Genomic DNA, 17,255 nt, shown 5'->3' with positions numbered 1-17,255 from the left:
GGAACAATCGCGCTCATCGACGGCCTGCTGGTTACCACGCTGTTGCCCCTGGTCGGCTTCGTGCTGCTGACCGCCGGCAACGCGTTCTTCGTCGCGGCCGAGTTCGCCCTGGTCACGGTCGACCGGGCGGAGATCGACCGGCGGGCCGGCGAGGGCGACGGCCGGGCCGCCACGGTACGCCGGGCGCTCCGCGAGCTGTCCTTCCAGCTCTCCGGCGCCCAGCTCGGCATCACGATCACCGCGCTGCTCACCGGCTACCTGGCCGAGCCGGCGCTGGCCCGGCTCTTCGCCCCGCTGCTGCGCCCGGTCGGCGGGGCCGAACGGATCTCCGGCCTCCTCGCCCTGGCGCTGGCCACCCTCATCTCGATGCTCTTCGGCGAGCTGGTGCCCAAGAACCTCGCGCTGGCCCGGCCGATGCCCACCGCGCTCGGCACGGCCGGGCCGATGCGCACCTTCTCCCGCACCTTCGGCTGGCTGATCCGGCTGCTCAACGACTCGGCCAACCGGCTGGTCCGGCGGCTCGGCGTGGAGCCGCAGGAGGAGCTGGCCAGCGCCCGGTCGCCGGAGGAGCTCGGCCTGCTCGCCGCCATCTCGGCCCGGGCCGGGGCGTTGCCACCGGACACCGCGATGCTGCTGCGCCGCACCATCCGGTTCGGCGACAAGCGGGCCGCCGAGGCCATGACCCCGCGGGTCGACGTGATCGCGCTGCGTGCCACCGCGACGGTCGCCGAGCTGCTGGACCTGTCCCGGCAGACCGGCCGCACCCGGTTCCCGGTCTACGAGGAGACGCTGGATCTGGTCACCGGCGTGGCCGGGGTGCCCGACGCGCTCGGTGTGCCGCTGGCCAGCCGGGCCGCCACCACGGTCGCCGCGGTGGCCCGCGAACCGGTGTACGTCCCGGAGAGCCTCGACCTCGACGGCGTGCTGGCCGCGCTGAAGGACGCCGGCGCCGACCTCGCCATCGTGGTCGACGAGTACGGCGGCACCGACGGCGTGGTGACCGTGGAGGACCTGGTCGAGGAGCTGGTCGGGGAGATCGCCGACGAGTTCGACCCGGCCGCGGTCGACGATGCCGGGCCGGTCGAGCTGACCGTGCCGGGCGGCGAGCGCACCGTGCTGGTCGACGGCGTGCTCCGCGAGGACGAACTGATCGAGCAGACCGGTTTCCGGCTCCCCGAGGGGCCGTACGAGACCCTGGCCGGCTTCCTGATGGCCCGGCTCGGGCACATCCCGGTGCCCGGCGAGACGGTCGAGGAGGCCGGTTACGAGTTCACCGTGGTCGAGATCGACCGCCACCGGATCGAGCAGGTCCGGGTGGTCCGCCCGGAGGAGCCCGACGACGGTGAGTGAACTGCTGGTCGCCCTCGTGCTGCTGCTCGGCAACGCCTTCTTCGTGGGCAGCGAGTTCGCCCTGATCGCCTCCCGCCGCACCGTGCTCGAACCGCTGGCGGCGACCTCGAAGCGGGCCCGTTGGGCGCTCTCGGCGATGAACCAGATCCCGCTGATGATCGCCGGGGCGCAGCTCGGCATCACGGTCTGCTCGCTGGGGCTCGGCGCGATCGCCGAGCCGGCGCTGGCCCACCTGCTGGAGGCCCCGTTCGAGGCGCTCGGCCTGCCCGCCTCGGCGGTGCACCCGGTGGCCTTCGTTATCGCCCTCGGTGTGGTGGTCTTCCTGCACACCGTCGTCGGCGAGATGGTGCCGAAGAACATCACCCTGGCCGGTCCGGAACCGTCCGCGCTCTGGCTCGGCCCGGCCATGCTCGCGTTCTGCCTGGGCACCAAGCCGCTGCTGCTGGCCATGAAGTGGTCGGCCCGGCAGGTGCTGCGGGTGTGGCGGGTCGAGGCGACCGACGCCGTGAAGACGGTGTTCACGGCGGAGGAACTGGCCGGCCTGGTCTCGCAGGCGCGTACCGAGGGGTTGCTGGACGCCGAGGAGCACGCCCGGATCACCGGCGCGCTGGCCCTGCACAGCCGGACGGCCGCCGACGCTCTGCAACCGTGGTCGACGGTGACCACGGTGGCCGAGGACGTCTCACCGGCGTCGCTGGAGGTGCTGGCCACCCGCACCGGCCGGTCCCGATTCCCGGTGGTGCAGCGGTCCACGCGGCGGGTGCTCGGTTTCGTCCACGTGAAGGACGTGCTGGGCTACGCGGGCGCCAGCCGCCGCGCCCCGGTGCCGGTCGGCATCTACCGGCCGCTGGCCGTGGTGCCGCCCGACCGTACGCTGGCCGACCTGTTGCTCTCGATGCGCCGCGAGCGGCGGCACATGGTGCTGGTGAGCGACGGCCGTCGACCCCTGGGCGTGGTGACACTCGACGACGTATTGACGGCAATCGTTGGCAAGTGAATGAATACCCTTGGTACACAAGCGGTCGCGCAGACGTGATTGAACCAAAGGTCGCCTTGATTCCACCCCGGTGCCTTCCCTAATGTGGGGCACCGACCGCTGTGGGTCGTCTGCCTCGACCTTCCCTCTCGCGAGGCGCCCGGCGGTCGGTTGCAAAGGAGTCCGTGCCGGTGGCAACCATGCCCCCTGATCGTCACGCCCCGAGCCAGCCGCCCGTCCGACCGGCCGGGATGCGCCGGGTGGTACGCCGTCTCCTCACCCTTGTCGCAGCTGTCGCGGTCGGTGCCGGGATGCTGACGGCCCCGGCGCACGCGGCGCCGTCGGTGGACGAGATCGACGCGCAGATCGACAAGCAGTGGGAGAAGCTCGAACCCACGATCGAGCAGTACAACAAGGTCCGCTCCCAGCTCAAGGTCAACAAGAAGAAGTCGGCGGACCTCCAGAAGAAGATGGTGCCGCTGGAGCTGGAGTCGGCGCTCGCCATGAACAAGGTCGGCGACATCGCCGCCCGCTACTACATCCAGGGCCCGTCCCAGGAGATGGGCGCGCTGCTGGTGAGCACCCGCCCGGGCACCCTCGCCGAGCAGCTGGTCATCCTCGACCGGCTCGCCGACGACCAGCGCAAGCAGATCGCCGGCGTGCTGGCCGTCCGGGACAAGTACAACCGGCAGAAGCAGAAGCTGGACGCGCTGATCGCCACCGAGCAGAAGCAGGAAGCCGAGCTGGCGACGAAGAAGAAGCAGATCGACTCCGAGATCAAGCGGTTGACGGCGATGCTCCCGGTGACCTCGATCCGCCCGGCGGGCTGCCCGGCCATCGACGGCGTGGTCAGCAGCGCCGCGCGCACCGCGATCAAGACGGCCTGCGCCCAGGTCGGTGACCCCTACGTGTGGGGCGCCACCGGCCCGAACTCGTTCGACTGCTCCGGCCTCACCCAGTACGCCTACAAGGCGGCCGGCATCTCGCTCACCCACTTCACCGGCGCGCAGTGGAACGAGGGCCGTAGGGTCTCCCGCTCCGAGGCCAGGCCGGGTGACCTCGTCTTCTTCGGCAGCGACCTGCACCACGTCGGGCTCTATCTCGGCAACGGGGTGATGGTGCACGCACCACGGACCGGCAAGCCGGTCCAGGTGTCCAGCATCAGCACACAGCCGCTCGCCGGTTTCGTCCGGGTCACCTGACCCGGCTCCCGAGTGACGAGAAGGCCCCCGGTCCGTACGGACCGGGGGCCTTCGTCATCAGGTCGGTCAGGCGGGCCCGCCGACCGAGCCGGGCTGGATCTGGACGTCGTCGAGGTTCACGAACATCACCCGGTGCCCGAACTGGATCTGCACGTACCGGTTCTCGCCGCGGATGACCGTCCAGTCACCCGGTGCCGAGCCGTCGAAGGTGACGGCCCGGTAGTACTCGCCCGGCAGGACCCCGCCGACCGCGTACCGCTGGCCCGCGGAGAGGGAGTACTGCAGCGGGGAGATGGTCTGGTACGGCACCCCGGCCGGGTAGGCCGCCCGCTCGGGGTAGGCGCGCCCGTACACCGGGATGGTGGTCTTCCCGGGCTTGGGGGTCACCACGAAGCCGTTCGCCCACTTGGCCGTCGGTGCGGAGGCCGGGTTGTAGAACCAGGCCTTCTGGTTGAGGTACCAGATCGCGGTCCAGTCGCCCTGGATGTCCGCGAGGGCGTACGTCTGGCCGGCCGAGGCGCGTGCGCCGTGGTCGGAGATGTACATGGTGTCCGGCGTGCCGTTCGGCCGCAGACCGAGGTCGTTGACCAGCGGGGCGGTGGGGCTCGGCGCGGTCCGCAGGATGACCGCCGAGGAGCCGCGCAGCGGGCACGGCGCGGCCGGCGGCGTCGGCTTCGGCACGCCCGGCGGCTGCTGGTTGCAACCGGTGAAGGCCGGCTGGTTCGTGGCGAAGTCCGGGTCGATCGTGACCAGGCCGGTGTGCGGCGTGCCGGTGGAGTGGAACGGCGCCTTCATCAGGTCGAAGTAGTGCGACCAGTCCCAGTAGGGGCCCGGGTCCCAGTGCATGCCGGCCACGGTGCCGGCGGTGGTGCCGGGGACGTTGTCGTGGCCGATGATGTGCTGGCGGTCCAGCGGGATCTGGAACTTCAGCGCCAGGTGCCGGACCAGCTTGGCCGAGGCCCGGTACATCGCCTCGGTGTACCAGGTGCCGTGCCCGGCGAAGCCCTCGTGCTCCAGGCCGATGGACTTGGCGTTGACGTACCAGTTTCCGGCGTGCCAGCCGACGTCCTTGGCCTTGATGTGCTGGGCGACGTAGCCGTCCACCGACCGCAGCGTGTAGTGCCACCCCAGGTAGGTCGGGTCCTTCACCAGGTTCACGCTCGGGCCGAAGTAGCCCTCGGTGTCGTGGATGACGATGTACTCGATCTTCTGCTGTGCCGGCCGGTTTCCGAGGTCGTGGTTGCCGTAGTCGCCCGGGTCCGCGCTGAGCTGCTCGTAGGGGGCGGGGATCCACTCGCAGGCCAGCCGGACCGGGCACTCCAGCCCGTCGGGCCGCTCCGCCCGGCGCAGGCCCAGCTTGTGCAGCCCGGACTGGTCGGGCGTCACCGTGGTGGCGGCCAGGGTCACCCGCTGGCCGTCGTCGGTGGTCCGGCTCGCCCCGAGGCCGAGCTGGTCGTAGACCTCGTCGGCGAAGGCCGCCGCCGCGTCCTCGGTGTCCGCGCCGGAGTAGCGGGCCACCGCGCCGTACCAGGCCGCCGGGTCGGTGGCGGCGCCGACCGGTGCACCCAACTGCTTCTGGTACGAGGCGAGCAGCGCCGCCCCGCCCCGGATGTTCGCGGCGGCGTCGGTGCGCAGCGTGTCCTCGCTGAGGCCGGTGAGCGCCGCGGCGGCGTCGAGCGTCTGCAGGGAGGCCTGCGGCAGCACGTCCTCCGCCGGCGCGGCCGCGCGGGCCGGGTCGAGGGTGAGCGGGCGCGAGTCGTCGCCCCGCGGGTCCTCGTCCTCGTCGACGTGGCCGCTGGCCGGAGTCGCGAGGACGTGCTGGGCGTCGGTGAGGTGCATCGGGCCGTAGCCGCCGCTGGTGCTCGGCTGGCCCGGGTGGGTGTCCCAGCGGGACTCCAGGTACGAGACGCCGAGCAGGACGTTCTGCGGCACGCCGTACTCCGCCGCGGCGGCGGCGTACTGGTCCTGGCGGTCGGTGGCGGGTTGGGTGGTGAGCGGTTCGGCGGCGACCGGTCCGGTCGCCACCAGTGCGGTGGCAGCCGCGACGGCGGCTGCCAGCAGCATCCGTCTGCCCGACGGCGGGGGTGTGAGGTGCATCGAACCTCCAGACAGGGATGGGGGTCACTGCGTCCCCAACCCTCACCCCGCGCACCCTCCGGGTCAATACCTTTCCAGCAAGTAATCTCTCGTGAAGAAATCCTTCACGTACGGAGTGTCATGGCCCCTTGGGTTGCGGAATGGTAACGACGCTCTCTACTCTGGTCAATCGTCGACCGCCAGCTTCACCGTCCAACCCGGGTGGTGACGGTCCGACACCGCCGAGTCGCCTCCGGGCGAGCCGGGGACCCAGGTACCTGGGGTGAATCCGCAGCCACTGCGGTAGGGCGGCTCCCTTCCCGCCCGAACCCGTCAGCTAACCCGGTAGGCGGCCAGGAAGAAGGAGTACGGAAGCCCGGTGGCACACCATGCCCCGCGGCCACCGTCGGGCCGGTCGGTCGACCGCTCGACGGCTGCGCCGCGTTCCCGCTGGCCCCGCTTCACCACCGCCCTCGCCGCCCTGGTCGGCACCGCCGTCGTCCTGACCGGCGGCGCCACGGCGGCACACGCCGACCCGTCGGTCGCCGAGATCGAGCGCCAGATCGACCAGGACTGGAACAAGCTCGAACCCATCATCGAACAGGTCAACGCCACCCGCGAGCAGCTCGCCGCCAAGCGGAAGCAGGCCGCGGCGCTGGCCAAGCAGATCGCCCCGCTCGAGGCGCGGGTGGACGCCGCCCTCGGTCAGGTGGGTGGGCTCGCCGCCGACGCGTACAAGGGCGACAACAACCTCTCCACCGTCAACGCGCTGCTGGGCAGCCGGTCGCCGAGCGACCTGGTCGACGGTCTCGCCCTGCTCGACCGCTTCGCGAGCCGCCAGCAGGAGCAGGTACGCGCCGTCGCCGAGCTGCGCGACGACCTCGCTGCCAAGAAGCGGCCGCTGGACGAGATGATCGCGGGGTTGGCGCGCACCGAGGCCCAGCTCGCGGCCAAGAAGAAGCAGATCGACGCCGAGATCGCCAAGCTGCAGAAGCTGCGCCTCAAGGTCTACGGCAACGGTGGCGGCGGCCCGCTGCGCCCGGCGCCCTGCCCCGCCGGCTACCCGGGTGGCGCGGCCGGCGTCGCGGTCAAGTTCGCCTGCGCCCAGATCGGCAAGATCTACGTCTGGGGCGCCGCCGGGCCGGACCACTACGACTGCTCCGGCCTCACCATGGCGGCCTGGGCCAAGGCCGGCGTCTCGCTGCCGCACAACGCGCGGCAGCAGCACGACGTGACCAGGCGGGTGAGCCGGAGCGAGCTGCGCGCCGGTGACCTCGTCTTCTACTACAGCGACCTGCACCACGTCGGCATGTACGTCGGCGACGGCTGGGTGGTGCACGCCTCCCAGTCCGGCAAGCCGATCACGATGAAGCGCGTCGACGACGGCCAGATCAACAGCTACGGCCGCCCGGGCTGACCGGTCCGTAGGGGCTCCCGCACGGCGGGGGCCCCTACGCCGGCGTCGTCGGGTCGGTCAGCGCGTCGGCCAGGTGCGCCAGTTCTGCCAGGACCGGCTCGGGGTGGGGCCGCGCTGCCCCTGGTAGCGCGAGCCGTAGACGGCCGAGCCGTACGGGTGCTCGGCCGGCGACGAGAGCCGGAAGATGCAGAGCTGGCCGATCTTCATGCCCGGCCAGAGCGTGATCGGCAGGTTCGCCACATTGGACAGCTCCAGCGTGACGTGACCGGAGAAGCCGGGGTCGATGAAGCCGGCGGTGGAGTGGGTGAGCAGGCCGAGCCGGCCCAGGCTGGACTTGCCCTCCAGGCGCCCGGCGAGCTGGTCGCCCAGCGAGATCACCTCCAGCGTGGAGGCGAGCACGAACTCGCCCGGGTGCAGCACGAACGGCTGGCCCTCGGGCACCTCCACCATCGAGGTGAGGTCGTCCTGCTGCACGGACGGGTCGATGTGCGTGTAGAGATGGTTGTTGAAGACCCGGAACAACCGGTCCAGACGGACGTCGATGCTGGACGGCTGCACCAGCGTGGGCTCGAAGGGCTCCAGCGCGAGCGTGCCCGCCTTGATCTCGGAGACCAGGTCGCGGTCGGAGAGCAGCATCGGAACACCATAGCGACCGGTACGGGTGACCTGCGTGTCGGACTACATCTTCGTACACCTGTTCGATAGAATGTCCGCATGGCTTCCTGGTCCGAATTCGCCGCCGACGAGCCCCGCCTCGCCGACGAGATCCGCCTCCTGTTGCAGCAGTACGGGCCGGGTTTCGGCTACCTCGCCACGGTCCGCGCCGACGGCGGCCCGCGCGTGCACCCGGTCTCCCCGGTCATCACCGACGACGGCCTCTGGTGCTTCGTCATCGACTCGCCCAAGCGCCGCGACCTCGAACGCGACGGCCGCTACGCGCTGCACTCCTTTCCGCCGGAGGAGAGCGACGACGAGGCCTACGTGGCCGGCCGGGCCCGCCCGGTGACCGATCCGGCGACCGTCGCCCGGGTGGCCCGCATCGGCCGGGCCGCGCCGCAGGGCGACTGGCGGCTGTTCGAGTTCACCGTCGACGTGGCGATGCTGACCCGCCGCGACCAGGTGGCCCGCCCCGGTGCCGGCCGGCCGGAGGTGCGCGTCTGGCTCGACCCGCGGGCGACCGCACCGGCCCGCCGTGACCCGCTCGCCCCCGAAGGCCGGCGCGGCCGGCACGGCTTCGACACCCGCCGCCCGGCGGCCTGACTCCGTACCCCGTGTTGCCGGCCCGAACAGAGCCGGTGCCGGCCCCGTCCGAGGACGGGACCGGCACCGGCGTGTGGTGCGGAGCGGTCAGGCCGCGCGGTAGGCGTTCCACGCGGTCAGCATGCGGCTCGCCTGTCCAGGGGTGAACTGGTACATGCACGAGTCGTAGGTGTAGTCCATGAAGTTGGTGATCGGGTCCAGGCCGGCGGTGGTGCAGGTGTCGCGGCCGGTCGGGCACTCGAAGGCCGGCGAGGCCTCGGCAGGGGTGTCGGAGACGCTGTCGCCCGAGCCCGAGCAGCCACCCTGGAAGGTGTGGTAGAGGTTCAGCCAGTGGCCGACCTCGTGGGTGCCGGTGTCGCCCTGGTTGTAGTTGGTGGCGGTGCCACCCGGCAGCGACTCGCTCAGCGCGACCACGCCGTCCATGCTGTTCAGCTTGCGCTGCGGGAAGGTGGCCCACCCGAGCAGGTCGTCGCTCAGCTCACCCAGGTAGAGGTTGAGCGTGTTCTTGCCGCCCTCGCGCAGCGAGGTCTTCATCGAGCGCTCGGCCGAGGAACCCTGCACGATCGGGTACCAGGCGGCGTTGGTGACGTGGTGCACCTTCGTGAGCTGGAAGCTGAAGGCGGTCGGGGCGCCACCGGTGGCACCGGCGTAGGCCTTGTTCAGCACGTCGATCTGCTGGGTCACCATCGAGTCCGGGATGTTGCCGCCGGCCCGGGTGCTGTCCCGCTGAATGACGTGGACGACGACGGGGATGGTCACCGTGGCCAGCGGGGCGGCGCCGGCACCGGTGCGGAACCTGGCCCGCTCACCCAGCGCGGCCGTGAGGTCGGCCTCGCGCTCGCGGACCTGCTTGGCGGTCAGCTCGTTCGGGTCCAGCTTGGCGTGGCCGCCCTTCTTCACCCGCGCGTCCGAGTGGACGTCGGCCGGCTCGACGCAGGAGCCGGACGGGGCGGCCGAGAAGGCCGAAGCTGCGGGGACGACGCCTACGGCCGCGGTGCTGAGCAGCAGCGCGAGGGTCGTCGACGCGACACCGGCGGTACGCCGGGTCAGCAGGTTGGGACGGAGTCCCATGGGCCCACCTCTTTCTGCGGGCGTGACAGGGGGTATGTCACGCCCGGTCGGAGAACGTGGAGGAGACGTTACATCCGATCGACAGATTTGAGAACGCCCATATGTTGCCGGGGTGAAACTTCTTTCTGCTGGCCGCGGCCCTGCGCCGCTGGTCGGGCGCTTGATCGACGCGCGGGTCCGCCGCGGGGGTACCTGGGTGCACGGGCGTGGTGACCTCAGGTACAGTGGTGCCGCCTGCGGGTGTAGTTCAATGGCAGAACATCAGCTTCCCAAGCTGACAGTGCGGGTTCGATTCCCGTCACCCGCTCCAGCGCGAGGCCCCGAGTTCAGGACAGGTTTCCTGGCTGGGGCCTCGACCGTTGCTACCGCTTCTCGTGCTGGCCGTGCCCGCTACGTGCCCCGATCCTCGGCTCTGCCCAACTGTGAACTGAGCAGGTCGCCAGGTACCCGAACGTGTAAAACGCGAACTCGTGCGGTTCCTACGCCCTCGGCGGCGCGCAACGATTCCAGGATGGCCGGGGCTCCGTCCGCGCATTGCGGTCCGTGGGCGGCTGCGCAGAGCCATCCCGCCCGCCGCCGACCCGAGCAAGCCGAGCAGACCACCGCACGGGCGGGTCGGCGACAGACGGGATGGCGTAGCACGTAGCTAGGAGGCAAGCTCTCGCTCACGTCCGGATGCGCCACCGAGAGGGGAACGTGCTTGTGGAGCGCTTCGAGACCGAGAGCCTGGCTCTTCTGCCAGGACAGCGGGTCCGGGCAAGAGTTCTCAGCCATCACTCTTGGGGTGTCACCACCGAAATCGTTGGCCATGAAGGAGTCGGCGCGTCGATAGACATGATTCAACAGTTCGGGCCGACGGTTGCTCAGGAGCCATACCCGCCGGTCGGTGCAGAGCTTGATGCGGTGGTGGAGCAGGTTCACAGGTACTTTCCTCCGGCATGGGTCCGCCTCAGCATCCGACAAGATGATCTAGAAGCGTTCCGGTGGCCGTGTGACTTCTGCGGACAGCCAACGACCCTGAGCCCCGGCGGCGACGGCGTGACTTTGGACGTGCGAAGCAACGACGGCCCCGGAAGTACGACCGTCGTCTCTCACCGGGCATGCCTCGCCGATCGCATTCGCGCCGAGAACCGAGGTGAGCAGGCACGGGTGCTCAAGGTTGGAAGGTAGCCACAGTTGGTTGCCTGGGTGTCAACGGGTCGACGAGGACCAGCGCCTGGCCATCAACGGCGGACCAGCGGTGACCGCCAACAACCGTCGAGCCAGACGCTCGCGTACACAGGTTGTCGGACAGGCCGGTGAGCCGGCTCCATGGTCGAGGCCCTGGTCAGGACACGAGTCCTAGCCGTGGCCTTCGACGTTCCGTAGCCTGCGATCGTTGCCCGTGCCATTAACCCCCGCCGGGAGGTGAGCGACCTGGCAGCGAAGCTGACCCGGGACCGGGCGATCGCCCTCGTTGAGCGGATCATGAGTCTCGACTACGCGGACGATGATGAGTTGGGTGGTTGGCTGGACCAGCTGGAGCGGGACCTGGTCTGCCCGGACGGCTATGTCTCCGGCCTGATCTTCTGGAATGACCCCGCGTTGACGGCTGCTGAGGTGGTTGACCGAGCTCTGGCCTATCAGCCGATCCAGATGCGGTCCACGCCCTGGACGACGCTGCCGAGCACCTAGCCTCGCCCTCCCCACGCCTTGGGTTCGCCTGTGCCGGCTGACTTCTTCCGCTAGCGGGCAGATTCTGCGGCCCACAAAAGATCAGTGATGGCAAACCCGGGCAAGTCAACTTCAGCGGCGGAAGTGATTCGGAACGTGCCACCCACCGCTTCAGGCGTCCAGCCAACGCTCATGGCGTACCGGGCAAGTGCCCGCACGTTCTCAGCCGTCGGGTACGGATACGTTTCCTCCCCAGGCGCCGGCTGGGGCCGGTCAGTGAGGTCGGCCTGCAGAGCGCGGCCGTTCTTTCCCGCTCCCCAGACGCGAATTCGGATGCAGCGACGGATACCACCATCAGGTCCAGACGCGTCGCGGATGTCGGCCTTCCAGGTGAACTCGTGACCGCCGATATGCAGCTTGCGTAGCCTCGACCTCATGTGACCGTGCCTCCAGTCCCGCAGATCCGCTTCGTCGTCGGCCTAGCTTGTACTGCCCAATTGACCGAGCAGGCCGTCCGCACCCTTGCGGACCGTCTGGTCCTGGTCATCGAGCAGGGTCGCGAGCACCCTTCGGAGGCCGGTGCGCCGAGGATCGGTCGAGTCGATCCAGAGGCCGTAGCTGATGGCGCCGTAAAGGTAGTCAGCGATTTCTGTTAGGTGGGTGTTGTCCACCTGTGATTCAACAAGATGCCAGGCCGCAGCGAACGGACGGAGCGCTGCGCTGTCACCGCGCTTGAGCAAGGCTTCCGCAGTGCCCTGGACGACACTTGTGTTGTCGTCATCCAGCAGGAGCTCCACGAGCGCCTGGTCGACGGTCTCGGATCCAGCGAACAGGCTCAGCTCGGCGCCGGCATGCGCCCGCTCCGAGTAGTCATCCGACCTGGCCAGACGCAGCAGTGTTTCAACCACGTCCGGCAACCAACCTCCTCTGTGAGCTGGTGGGCGGATGGTACAGCACCACGCCTCTGCGTTGGTGATGTTCGAGTCGCTGGAGAATCGCGGCGCCGTGCGCCCGATCGTGGCGCGGACGCTCAGGCTTGGATGCGACTGCGAATGTCCCCGGCGAGGGCTGCCTGGCTGTTGTCGTTGACCCGCAGGACGCCGTTCTCTGCCATCACCGCGTGGAACTGCTGCTCCTGGTACGGGACCCCGGGGGGCAGCGGTGCGAGATGCCAGTGCAGGTGGGCGTTGCCCTGCTGGCTGCCCAGGCTCATCGAGTACATCCGCTCGGTGGGCAGCGTCGCCGTGATGGCACGCGCCACCCGGTGCACGAGGCCTTGGAAGTGAAGGAATTCGCGCTGCTCCATGTCGTGCACCCAGCTCTCCAGGTGCCGCTTCGGCGCAACGAGGCAGTAGCCGAGCAGCGTCGGGTAGCGGGCGAGGAAGGCGACCGTGACGTCATCCTCGTAGACGAGATGGTGCCGGTACTCGGGGTTGCCGGCCAGGAACGCGCAGACGAAGCAGGGCCCCTCGCTCACCCGACGCGAGTACTGGTCGAAGTCGAACGCGACCCTCGCGGGCTGGTTCCCCATACGGCGAGACTAGATCGGCCCGGCCGCCGGCACTCGGCGGAGTGTCACCCGCTCCAGCACGAAGCCCTGTCCGTGGTTCGAGTCACAGCCGGGCCTTATTGTGCCTCCGGCCTAGATCAACCAGGAGGAAACATGGGCGCGTCCGGGTGGCACTACTACGTCCCATATCGACCGGATCTTCAGGCCGCGTTGGCCGAGCTGCGGCGGAACGTCTTCGAGGCCGGCGACTACTGGTGGGCGGTGCCCTACGAGTTCGGCAAGTCCGCCGCGGACTTCCCGGATCGACCACGGACCGAGGACGACCTGTGGGCGGACGAGTCCGTCCAGGAGTCCGGCACGCACTCGATCCTGGACATGTCGCACGTGCTGACCGACGGCGAGGAGCCCGACTACGGGACCATCCAGCCGGTTACCGAGGCAGAGGCGCTCGAGCGGGTGGGTGTCGCGAAGCTGACCCGAGCGCACGTCGAGGCGCTCGAACCACTCGCCGAACGGCGATGGTTCGGCCGGTGCGCAGTCCTGCACGACCCTGCCGGAGACCCGAGGGAGGTCTACTTCTGGGGGTTCTCCGGCGACTAGATCCCCTGCCGGGCTCGGCTCGGGGGACGGCAGGTGCGGTTCGACACGGGCCCTGACTCAGGCCGTCACGTCGAGCCGTTCAGGGGTTGGAGGCCGGCCACCTCTCCGTGGCAAGATCCGCTAGGTGCAGATCGGGATGCTGGGACCGTTCGAGGTTCGCATCGACGGCCACGTCCTGGCCGACGTGCCGGGCGCGCGGTTGCGCGGGTTGTTGATCGCCCTCGCGCTCGAACCGGGTCACGTGGTCCCGAAGGCGACGCTCGTCGACTGGATCTGGGGTGAGCATCCGCCCGCCGAGGCGGCGAATGCCTTGCAACGCCTGGTTTCCCGGCTGCGGAAGGCGTTGCCGGAGGGGTCGGTCGAGGGGCTGACGGACGGTTACCGGCTGACGGTGGAACCGGACGCTGTCGACGCCGTGCGGTTCGAACGCCTCATCGGGCGGGCCCGCAACCACGAGGATCCAGAACGGCTACGGCTGTTGCGCGACGCTCTCGCACTGTGGCGCGGTGGCGCCATGCAGGACGTCGGCCTTTCCGACAGTGCGGCGTTCGACGCGGCGGTCACCCGGCTGGAGGGCCTGCGTCTGGGTGCCCTGGAGGATCGGTTCGACGCGGAGATCAGCCTCGGCCACGGCGCGGAGCTGGTCACGGAACTGACCGACCTGGTGGCCGCGCATCCGGTGCGGGAGCGGCTGGTCGCCGCGCTGATGCGTGCCCTCGTCGCGGCCGGGCGCGACACCGAGGCGCTGCTCGTCTACCAGCGCGCGAGGGAGGCCCTGGCCGACGCGCTGGGTGTCGACCCGTCACCGGAGCTGTCCGCCCTGCACGTCGCCCTGCTGCGGGGCGAGTCGGGACGGCGGCGGGAGGAGAACCGGAAGACCAACCTGCGGGCCGAGCTGACCAGCTTCGTCGGCAAGGACGGGGATGTCGCCGCGGTCCGCGAGCTCATCGCCGAGCACCGGCTCACCACCCTTATCGGTCCGGGCGGCTCGGGGAAGACCAGGCTGGCCACGGAGACCGCGCGTACCCTGCTCGACGATCTGCCGGACGGCGCCTGGCTGGTGGAGCTCGCCGCCATCGGCGCGGACGGTGACGTGGCGCAGGCGACCCTCACCGGGCTCGGCCTCCGCGATGCCCTGCTCGGTGGGTCACCGAACCTGGAGCTGACGGACCGGCTGATCGCGGCGATCCACGACCGGGACGCGCTGCTCATCCTCGACAACTGTGAGCACGTGATCGAGTCGGCGGCGACGTTCGCCCATCGGGTGCTCGGGGAGTGCCAGCGGCTGCGGATCCTCGCGACCAGCCGGGAGCCCCTCGGCATCACGGGTGAGGCGCTGTGGCTGGTCGAGCCCCTGGCCCTGCCGGTGGGCGACGCCGACGCCGGCGAGATCGAATCCTCTCCCGCCGTCCAGTTGCTGCGGGACCGGGCGGGGGCGGTGCGCAAGGATCTCGGGGCCGACGCCCGCACGCTGGCGACGATGGTGCGGGTCTGCCGGGCGCTGGACGGGATGCCGCTGGCGATCGAGCTGGCCGCGGCCCGGTTGCGCACCATGTCCATCGACCAGCTCGCCACCCGCCTCGACGACCGGTTCCGGCTGCTGACCGGCGGTAGCCGTACCGCCCTGCCGCGCCACCGGACGCTGCGTGCCATGGTCGACTGGAGCTGGGAGTTGCTCACCGACGCGGAACGGACGGTGTTGCGGCGGCTCTCGGTCTTCTCCGGCGGGGCGAGCCTGGAAGCGGCCGAGCGGGTCTGCGCCGGCGATGCCGTCGAGCCGGAGCAGGTGCTGGAGTTGCTCACCGCTCTGGCCGAGAAGTCGCTGCTGGTCGCCGCGGGCGAGGGCGCGCCGCGGTACCGGATGATCGGCACGATCAAGGAGTACGCCGGGCACCGGCTCGCGGAGGCGGGGGAAGCGGACCTGGCGCGCCAGGCGCATCTCGCCTACTTCACCGCACTCACTGAGGCCGCGGAGCCGCATCTCCGCCGCGCCGAGCAACTGGACTGGCTCGCCACGCTGGGCGCCGAGCACGACAACATCAGCTCCGCGATGCGCGGCGCGCTCGCGGCCCGCGACGCCCACGCGGCGATGCGGCTCGCGGCCGGCGCCGGCTGGTACTGGTGGCTCAGCGGGCACAAGGCCGAAGGCATCGAGCTGATCATCGCGGCCACCGAGACGCCGGGCGAGGTGCCCGACGAGACCAGAGCCATCGTGTACGCGCTCGTCGTGCTGTTCGCCGGCTCCGGGCGGGCCGACGAGCACGACGCGGCGGAGTGGATCCACAGGGCGTACCGGTTCCGGGAGCGCAGCCGGTCCCGCAACCCGCTGCTGGGGCTGGTCGTGCCGCTGGAACGCATGTTGGAGGCGCCGGGCGCGTTCCTGCCCGCGTGGGAACCGTTGCTCGACGACGGGGACCCCTGGGTGCGCGCACTGGCCCGGTTCCACCTCGGCAAGATGCGGATCATGCTCGGCCAGGGCGGCCGGGACGCGGATGCGTACCTGGAAGGGGCGCTCGCCGAGTTCCGGACACTCGGCGAGCGCTACGGGATCTCGATGGCCCTGACCGAGCTGGCGGACCGCATCGCCGTGCGCGGCGAGTTCGCCCCCGCGTGCGAGCACTACGAACAGGCGATCGCAGCCGTCACCGAGGTCGGTGCTCTCGAAGACGTCATCCGGATGCGGGCGCGGCAGGCGCAGCTGTACTGGTTGCTGGGCGACGAGGAGTCCAGCGTTGCTGCGCTGGCCCAGGCGCGACGCTGCGCGGAGGGGGTCACCTGGCCGGATGCGCTGGCGGAGCTGGCCCTCTCGACGGCGGAACTCGCCCGTTGGCGCGGCAACGCCGAGGAGGCGTACCAGCAGATCGCCGTCGCGACGACCCTGCTGGGCGACGACGCGGAGCAGACGAGTGTCCGCGCGGCGACCCACCACCTGCTCGGCTGCCTCGCCGACGATCTCGGGGAGGCCCGCACGCACCACGCGGCGGCCTGCCAAGCGGCCGCCGAGGCGGGGCACGCACCCCTGGTCGCGCACGTGCTCGTCGGGGTGGCGGACCTGGCCCTGCGCAGCGAGGACGTCGCGCAGGCCGCGCGGCTGCTCGGGGCAAGCACCGGGATACGCGGGCTGCCGGATCGTTCCCAGCCGGATGTGGCGCGGATCGAGCACGCCGCGCGGAGCCGCCTCGGCGACGCGCGGTTCGCCGAGGCGGCTCGGGAGGGCGCGCAGACCAACTGGTCCGAGCTCGTCACGGTCACCCTCGCCTCCTGACCGTGGCGAGCGCCGTCAGCTCGCGGCGCGGTCAATGACGATGTCGCCGTGCCGCGTGCGGGCGTGCACCGTGAGCGCGTTGCCGGACGTGCCGCGGTTGTCCTGGGACGGGGCGGAGTTGCGTACTGATCCCCGCTTGCTGTCGGCGTCCACCCGGGCGGCGGTGCCCTCGCCGACGCCGATCTCGATGTTCCCGGAGTGGTTCCACAGCTCCGCCCGACCGCGCGTCAACCGGCCGATCCGGATGGCGCCGTCGCCGGTCTTGGCGGTGACGCTGCCGTCGGCGCGGTCGATGTCGAAACCGCCGCTGCCACTGCTGAGGTCGAGGTCGGCCGACGCATGGCCGATCCGGACCTGCCCGCCGGAGCTCGACAGCTTGACGGTGTTCGCGACCTCGCCGATCCGCAGGTCGAACGCCGCACCCTCGACGGTTGCGCGCTCGGCGATGTGGCCGATCGTGACCTCGCCGGCCCCGATGTTCGCCTGGAGCGCCCTGATGCGATCGAGCCGCACCCGGCCGGATGCCATGTGCAGCTCGCACTCCCCGAACGAGCCGTCCGCCCGGACGTCCGAGTGGGCCAGGTACGACACCAGGCTGGAGCCGGCGGGCAGGTCGATCGTGATGGCGACGGAACCGTTCTTGTCCCCGGAGGCGGTCGTCTTGACCGTCAGGTGACCGCCGGCGAAGCCGACCTTGGTCTTGTCGGCCACCCGGACGTCCGACGGGCTGGCCTTGTCGATGGGTTCGACCAGCACGACGGTGTCGGTGCGGTCGCTCGCGGTGACCCGTACCTGAGCGCCGGCGACGACGACGGTGGCGACGACGGGTCCGGGCGTGGCGAAGGTGGGCACGATGCTTCTCCTCTTGTCGCTGC

Annotated in this window: 14 protein-coding genes, 1 tRNA gene and 1 riboswitch; of the genes, 9 read left to right on the top strand and 6 right to left on the bottom strand. The window is 70.6% G+C overall.

The window, feature by feature from the left end:
* The first annotated feature begins 42 nt into the window (after positions 1-42).
* The 3 genes from GA0070214_RS18015 (at position 43) to GA0070214_RS18005 (ending at position 3,528) form a co-directional block, all read left to right on the top strand.
* Entirely contained in the window at positions 43-1,350 is a 1,308-nt protein-coding gene (locus GA0070214_RS18015) for a hemolysin family protein (protein WP_091264659.1), read from the top strand.
* Positions 1,343-2,347 (top strand): hemolysin family protein, encoded by a 1,005-nt coding sequence (locus GA0070214_RS18010; protein ID WP_091264655.1) that lies wholly within the window; start codon positions 1,343-1,345, stop codon positions 2,345-2,347. Before GA0070214_RS18015 ends, GA0070214_RS18010 begins: the two co-directional genes overlap by 8 nt.
* Positions 2,348-2,526: 179 nt before the next feature.
* Entirely contained in the window at positions 2,527-3,528 is a 1,002-nt protein-coding gene (locus GA0070214_RS18005; RefSeq protein ID WP_208602813.1) for a C40 family peptidase, read from the top strand.
* Positions 3,529-3,594: 66 nt separating this feature from the next.
* On the opposite strand, the gene GA0070214_RS18000 is transcribed toward GA0070214_RS18005, so the two are convergent.
* Entirely contained in the window at positions 3,595-5,592 is a 1,998-nt protein-coding gene (locus GA0070214_RS18000) for an N-acetylmuramoyl-L-alanine amidase (protein ID WP_244167755.1), read from the bottom strand.
* Between the two features lie 242 nt (positions 5,593-5,834).
* A riboswitch (cyclic di-AMP (ydaO/yuaA leader) is annotated at positions 5,835-5,970 on the top strand.
* Between the two features lie 13 nt (positions 5,971-5,983).
* On the opposite strand from GA0070214_RS18000, the gene GA0070214_RS17995 reads away from it, so the two are divergent.
* Complete coding sequence (locus GA0070214_RS17995) at positions 5,984-7,021, top strand: C40 family peptidase (protein ID WP_091264649.1); 1,038 nt, start codon at positions 5,984-5,986, stop codon at positions 7,019-7,021.
* A 57-nt stretch (positions 7,022-7,078) separates the two neighbouring features.
* On the opposite strand, the gene dcd is transcribed toward GA0070214_RS17995, so the two are convergent.
* Positions 7,079-7,657 carry a dCTP deaminase gene (dcd, locus tag GA0070214_RS17990; RefSeq protein ID WP_091264644.1) on the bottom strand — a complete coding sequence of 193 codons (579 nt, stop codon included), beginning with the start codon at positions 7,655-7,657 and terminating at the stop codon, positions 7,079-7,081.
* A gap of 78 nt (positions 7,658-7,735) precedes the next feature.
* On the opposite strand from dcd, the gene GA0070214_RS17985 reads away from it, so the two are divergent.
* Positions 7,736-8,281: a pyridoxamine 5'-phosphate oxidase family protein gene (locus GA0070214_RS17985; protein ID WP_091264640.1), complete on the top strand. Its 546-nt coding sequence runs from the start codon at positions 7,736-7,738 to the stop codon at positions 8,279-8,281.
* A gap of 87 nt (positions 8,282-8,368) precedes the next feature.
* On the opposite strand, the gene GA0070214_RS17980 is transcribed toward GA0070214_RS17985, so the two are convergent.
* Positions 8,369-9,352 (bottom strand): zinc metalloprotease, encoded by a 984-nt coding sequence (locus tag GA0070214_RS17980; RefSeq protein WP_091264638.1) that lies wholly within the window; start codon positions 9,350-9,352, stop codon positions 8,369-8,371.
* A 236-nt stretch (positions 9,353-9,588) separates the two neighbouring features.
* On the opposite strand from GA0070214_RS17980, the gene GA0070214_RS17975 reads away from it, so the two are divergent.
* Positions 9,589-9,662: transfer RNA gene (locus GA0070214_RS17975), tRNA-Gly, on the top strand.
* 1,097 nt (positions 9,663-10,759) lie between these two features.
* Positions 10,760-11,026 (top strand): e9imm peptide, encoded by a 267-nt coding sequence (locus GA0070214_RS17965; protein WP_244167754.1) that lies wholly within the window; start codon positions 10,760-10,762, stop codon positions 11,024-11,026.
* Positions 11,027-11,484: 458 nt separating this feature from the next.
* Here GA0070214_RS17965 and GA0070214_RS17960 read toward each other — a convergent pair whose 3' ends face one another.
* Together GA0070214_RS17960 and GA0070214_RS17955 are read right to left on the bottom strand one after the other, a co-directional pair.
* Positions 11,485-11,922 carry a HEAT repeat domain-containing protein gene (locus GA0070214_RS17960; RefSeq protein ID WP_139141870.1) on the bottom strand — a complete coding sequence of 146 codons (438 nt, stop codon included), beginning with the start codon at positions 11,920-11,922 and terminating at the stop codon, positions 11,485-11,487.
* A gap of 113 nt (positions 11,923-12,035) precedes the next feature.
* On the bottom strand, positions 12,036-12,536 hold the full coding sequence (locus GA0070214_RS17955) for an HIT family protein (protein WP_091264631.1): 501 nt from the start codon (positions 12,534-12,536) through the stop codon (positions 12,036-12,038).
* Between the two features lie 132 nt (positions 12,537-12,668).
* Here GA0070214_RS17955 and GA0070214_RS17950 point away from each other — a divergent pair, with 132 nt between their 5' ends.
* On the top strand, positions 12,669-13,115 hold the full coding sequence (locus GA0070214_RS17950; RefSeq protein ID WP_091264628.1) for a hypothetical protein: 447 nt from the start codon (positions 12,669-12,671) through the stop codon (positions 13,113-13,115).
* A gap of 124 nt (positions 13,116-13,239) precedes the next feature.
* Entirely contained in the window at positions 13,240-16,380 is a 3,141-nt protein-coding gene (locus GA0070214_RS17945; RefSeq protein ID WP_091264624.1) for an ATP-binding protein, read from the top strand.
* A gap of 15 nt (positions 16,381-16,395) precedes the next feature.
* Here GA0070214_RS17945 and GA0070214_RS17940 read toward each other — a convergent pair whose 3' ends face one another.
* On the bottom strand, positions 16,396-17,232 hold the full coding sequence (locus GA0070214_RS17940) for a DUF4097 family beta strand repeat-containing protein (RefSeq protein ID WP_091264621.1): 837 nt from the start codon (positions 17,230-17,232) through the stop codon (positions 16,396-16,398).
* Positions 17,233-17,255: the final 23 nt, after the last annotated feature.

It is taken from the genome of Micromonospora chaiyaphumensis (assembly GCF_900091435.1).
GTDB lineage: Bacteria > Actinomycetota > Actinomycetes > Mycobacteriales > Micromonosporaceae > Micromonospora > Micromonospora chaiyaphumensis.
This window is presented reverse-complemented; position numbering and strand designations above follow the sequence as displayed.

Bases quoted from the DNA above. Each gene is read 5' to 3' on its own strand.
- GA0070214_RS18005 (WP_208602813.1), top strand. From the start codon at position 2,527: ATGCCCCCTGATCGTCACGCCCCGAGCCAGCCGCCCGTCCGACCGGCC.
- GA0070214_RS18000 (WP_244167755.1), bottom strand. From the start codon at position 5,592: ATGCTGCTGGCAGCCGCCGTCGCGGCTGCCACCGCACTGGTGGCGACC.
- dcd (WP_091264644.1), bottom strand. From the start codon at position 7,657: ATGCTGCTCTCCGACCGCGACCTGGTCTCCGAGATCAAGGCGGGCACG.
- GA0070214_RS17985 (WP_091264640.1), top strand. From the start codon at position 7,736: ATGGCTTCCTGGTCCGAATTCGCCGCCGACGAGCCCCGCCTCGCCGAC.
- GA0070214_RS17980 (WP_091264638.1), bottom strand. From the start codon at position 9,352: ATGGGACTCCGTCCCAACCTGCTGACCCGGCGTACCGCCGGTGTCGCG.
- GA0070214_RS17955 (WP_091264631.1), bottom strand. From the start codon at position 12,536: ATGGGGAACCAGCCCGCGAGGGTCGCGTTCGACTTCGACCAGTACTCG.
- GA0070214_RS17950 (WP_091264628.1), top strand. From the start codon at position 12,669: ATGGGCGCGTCCGGGTGGCACTACTACGTCCCATATCGACCGGATCTT.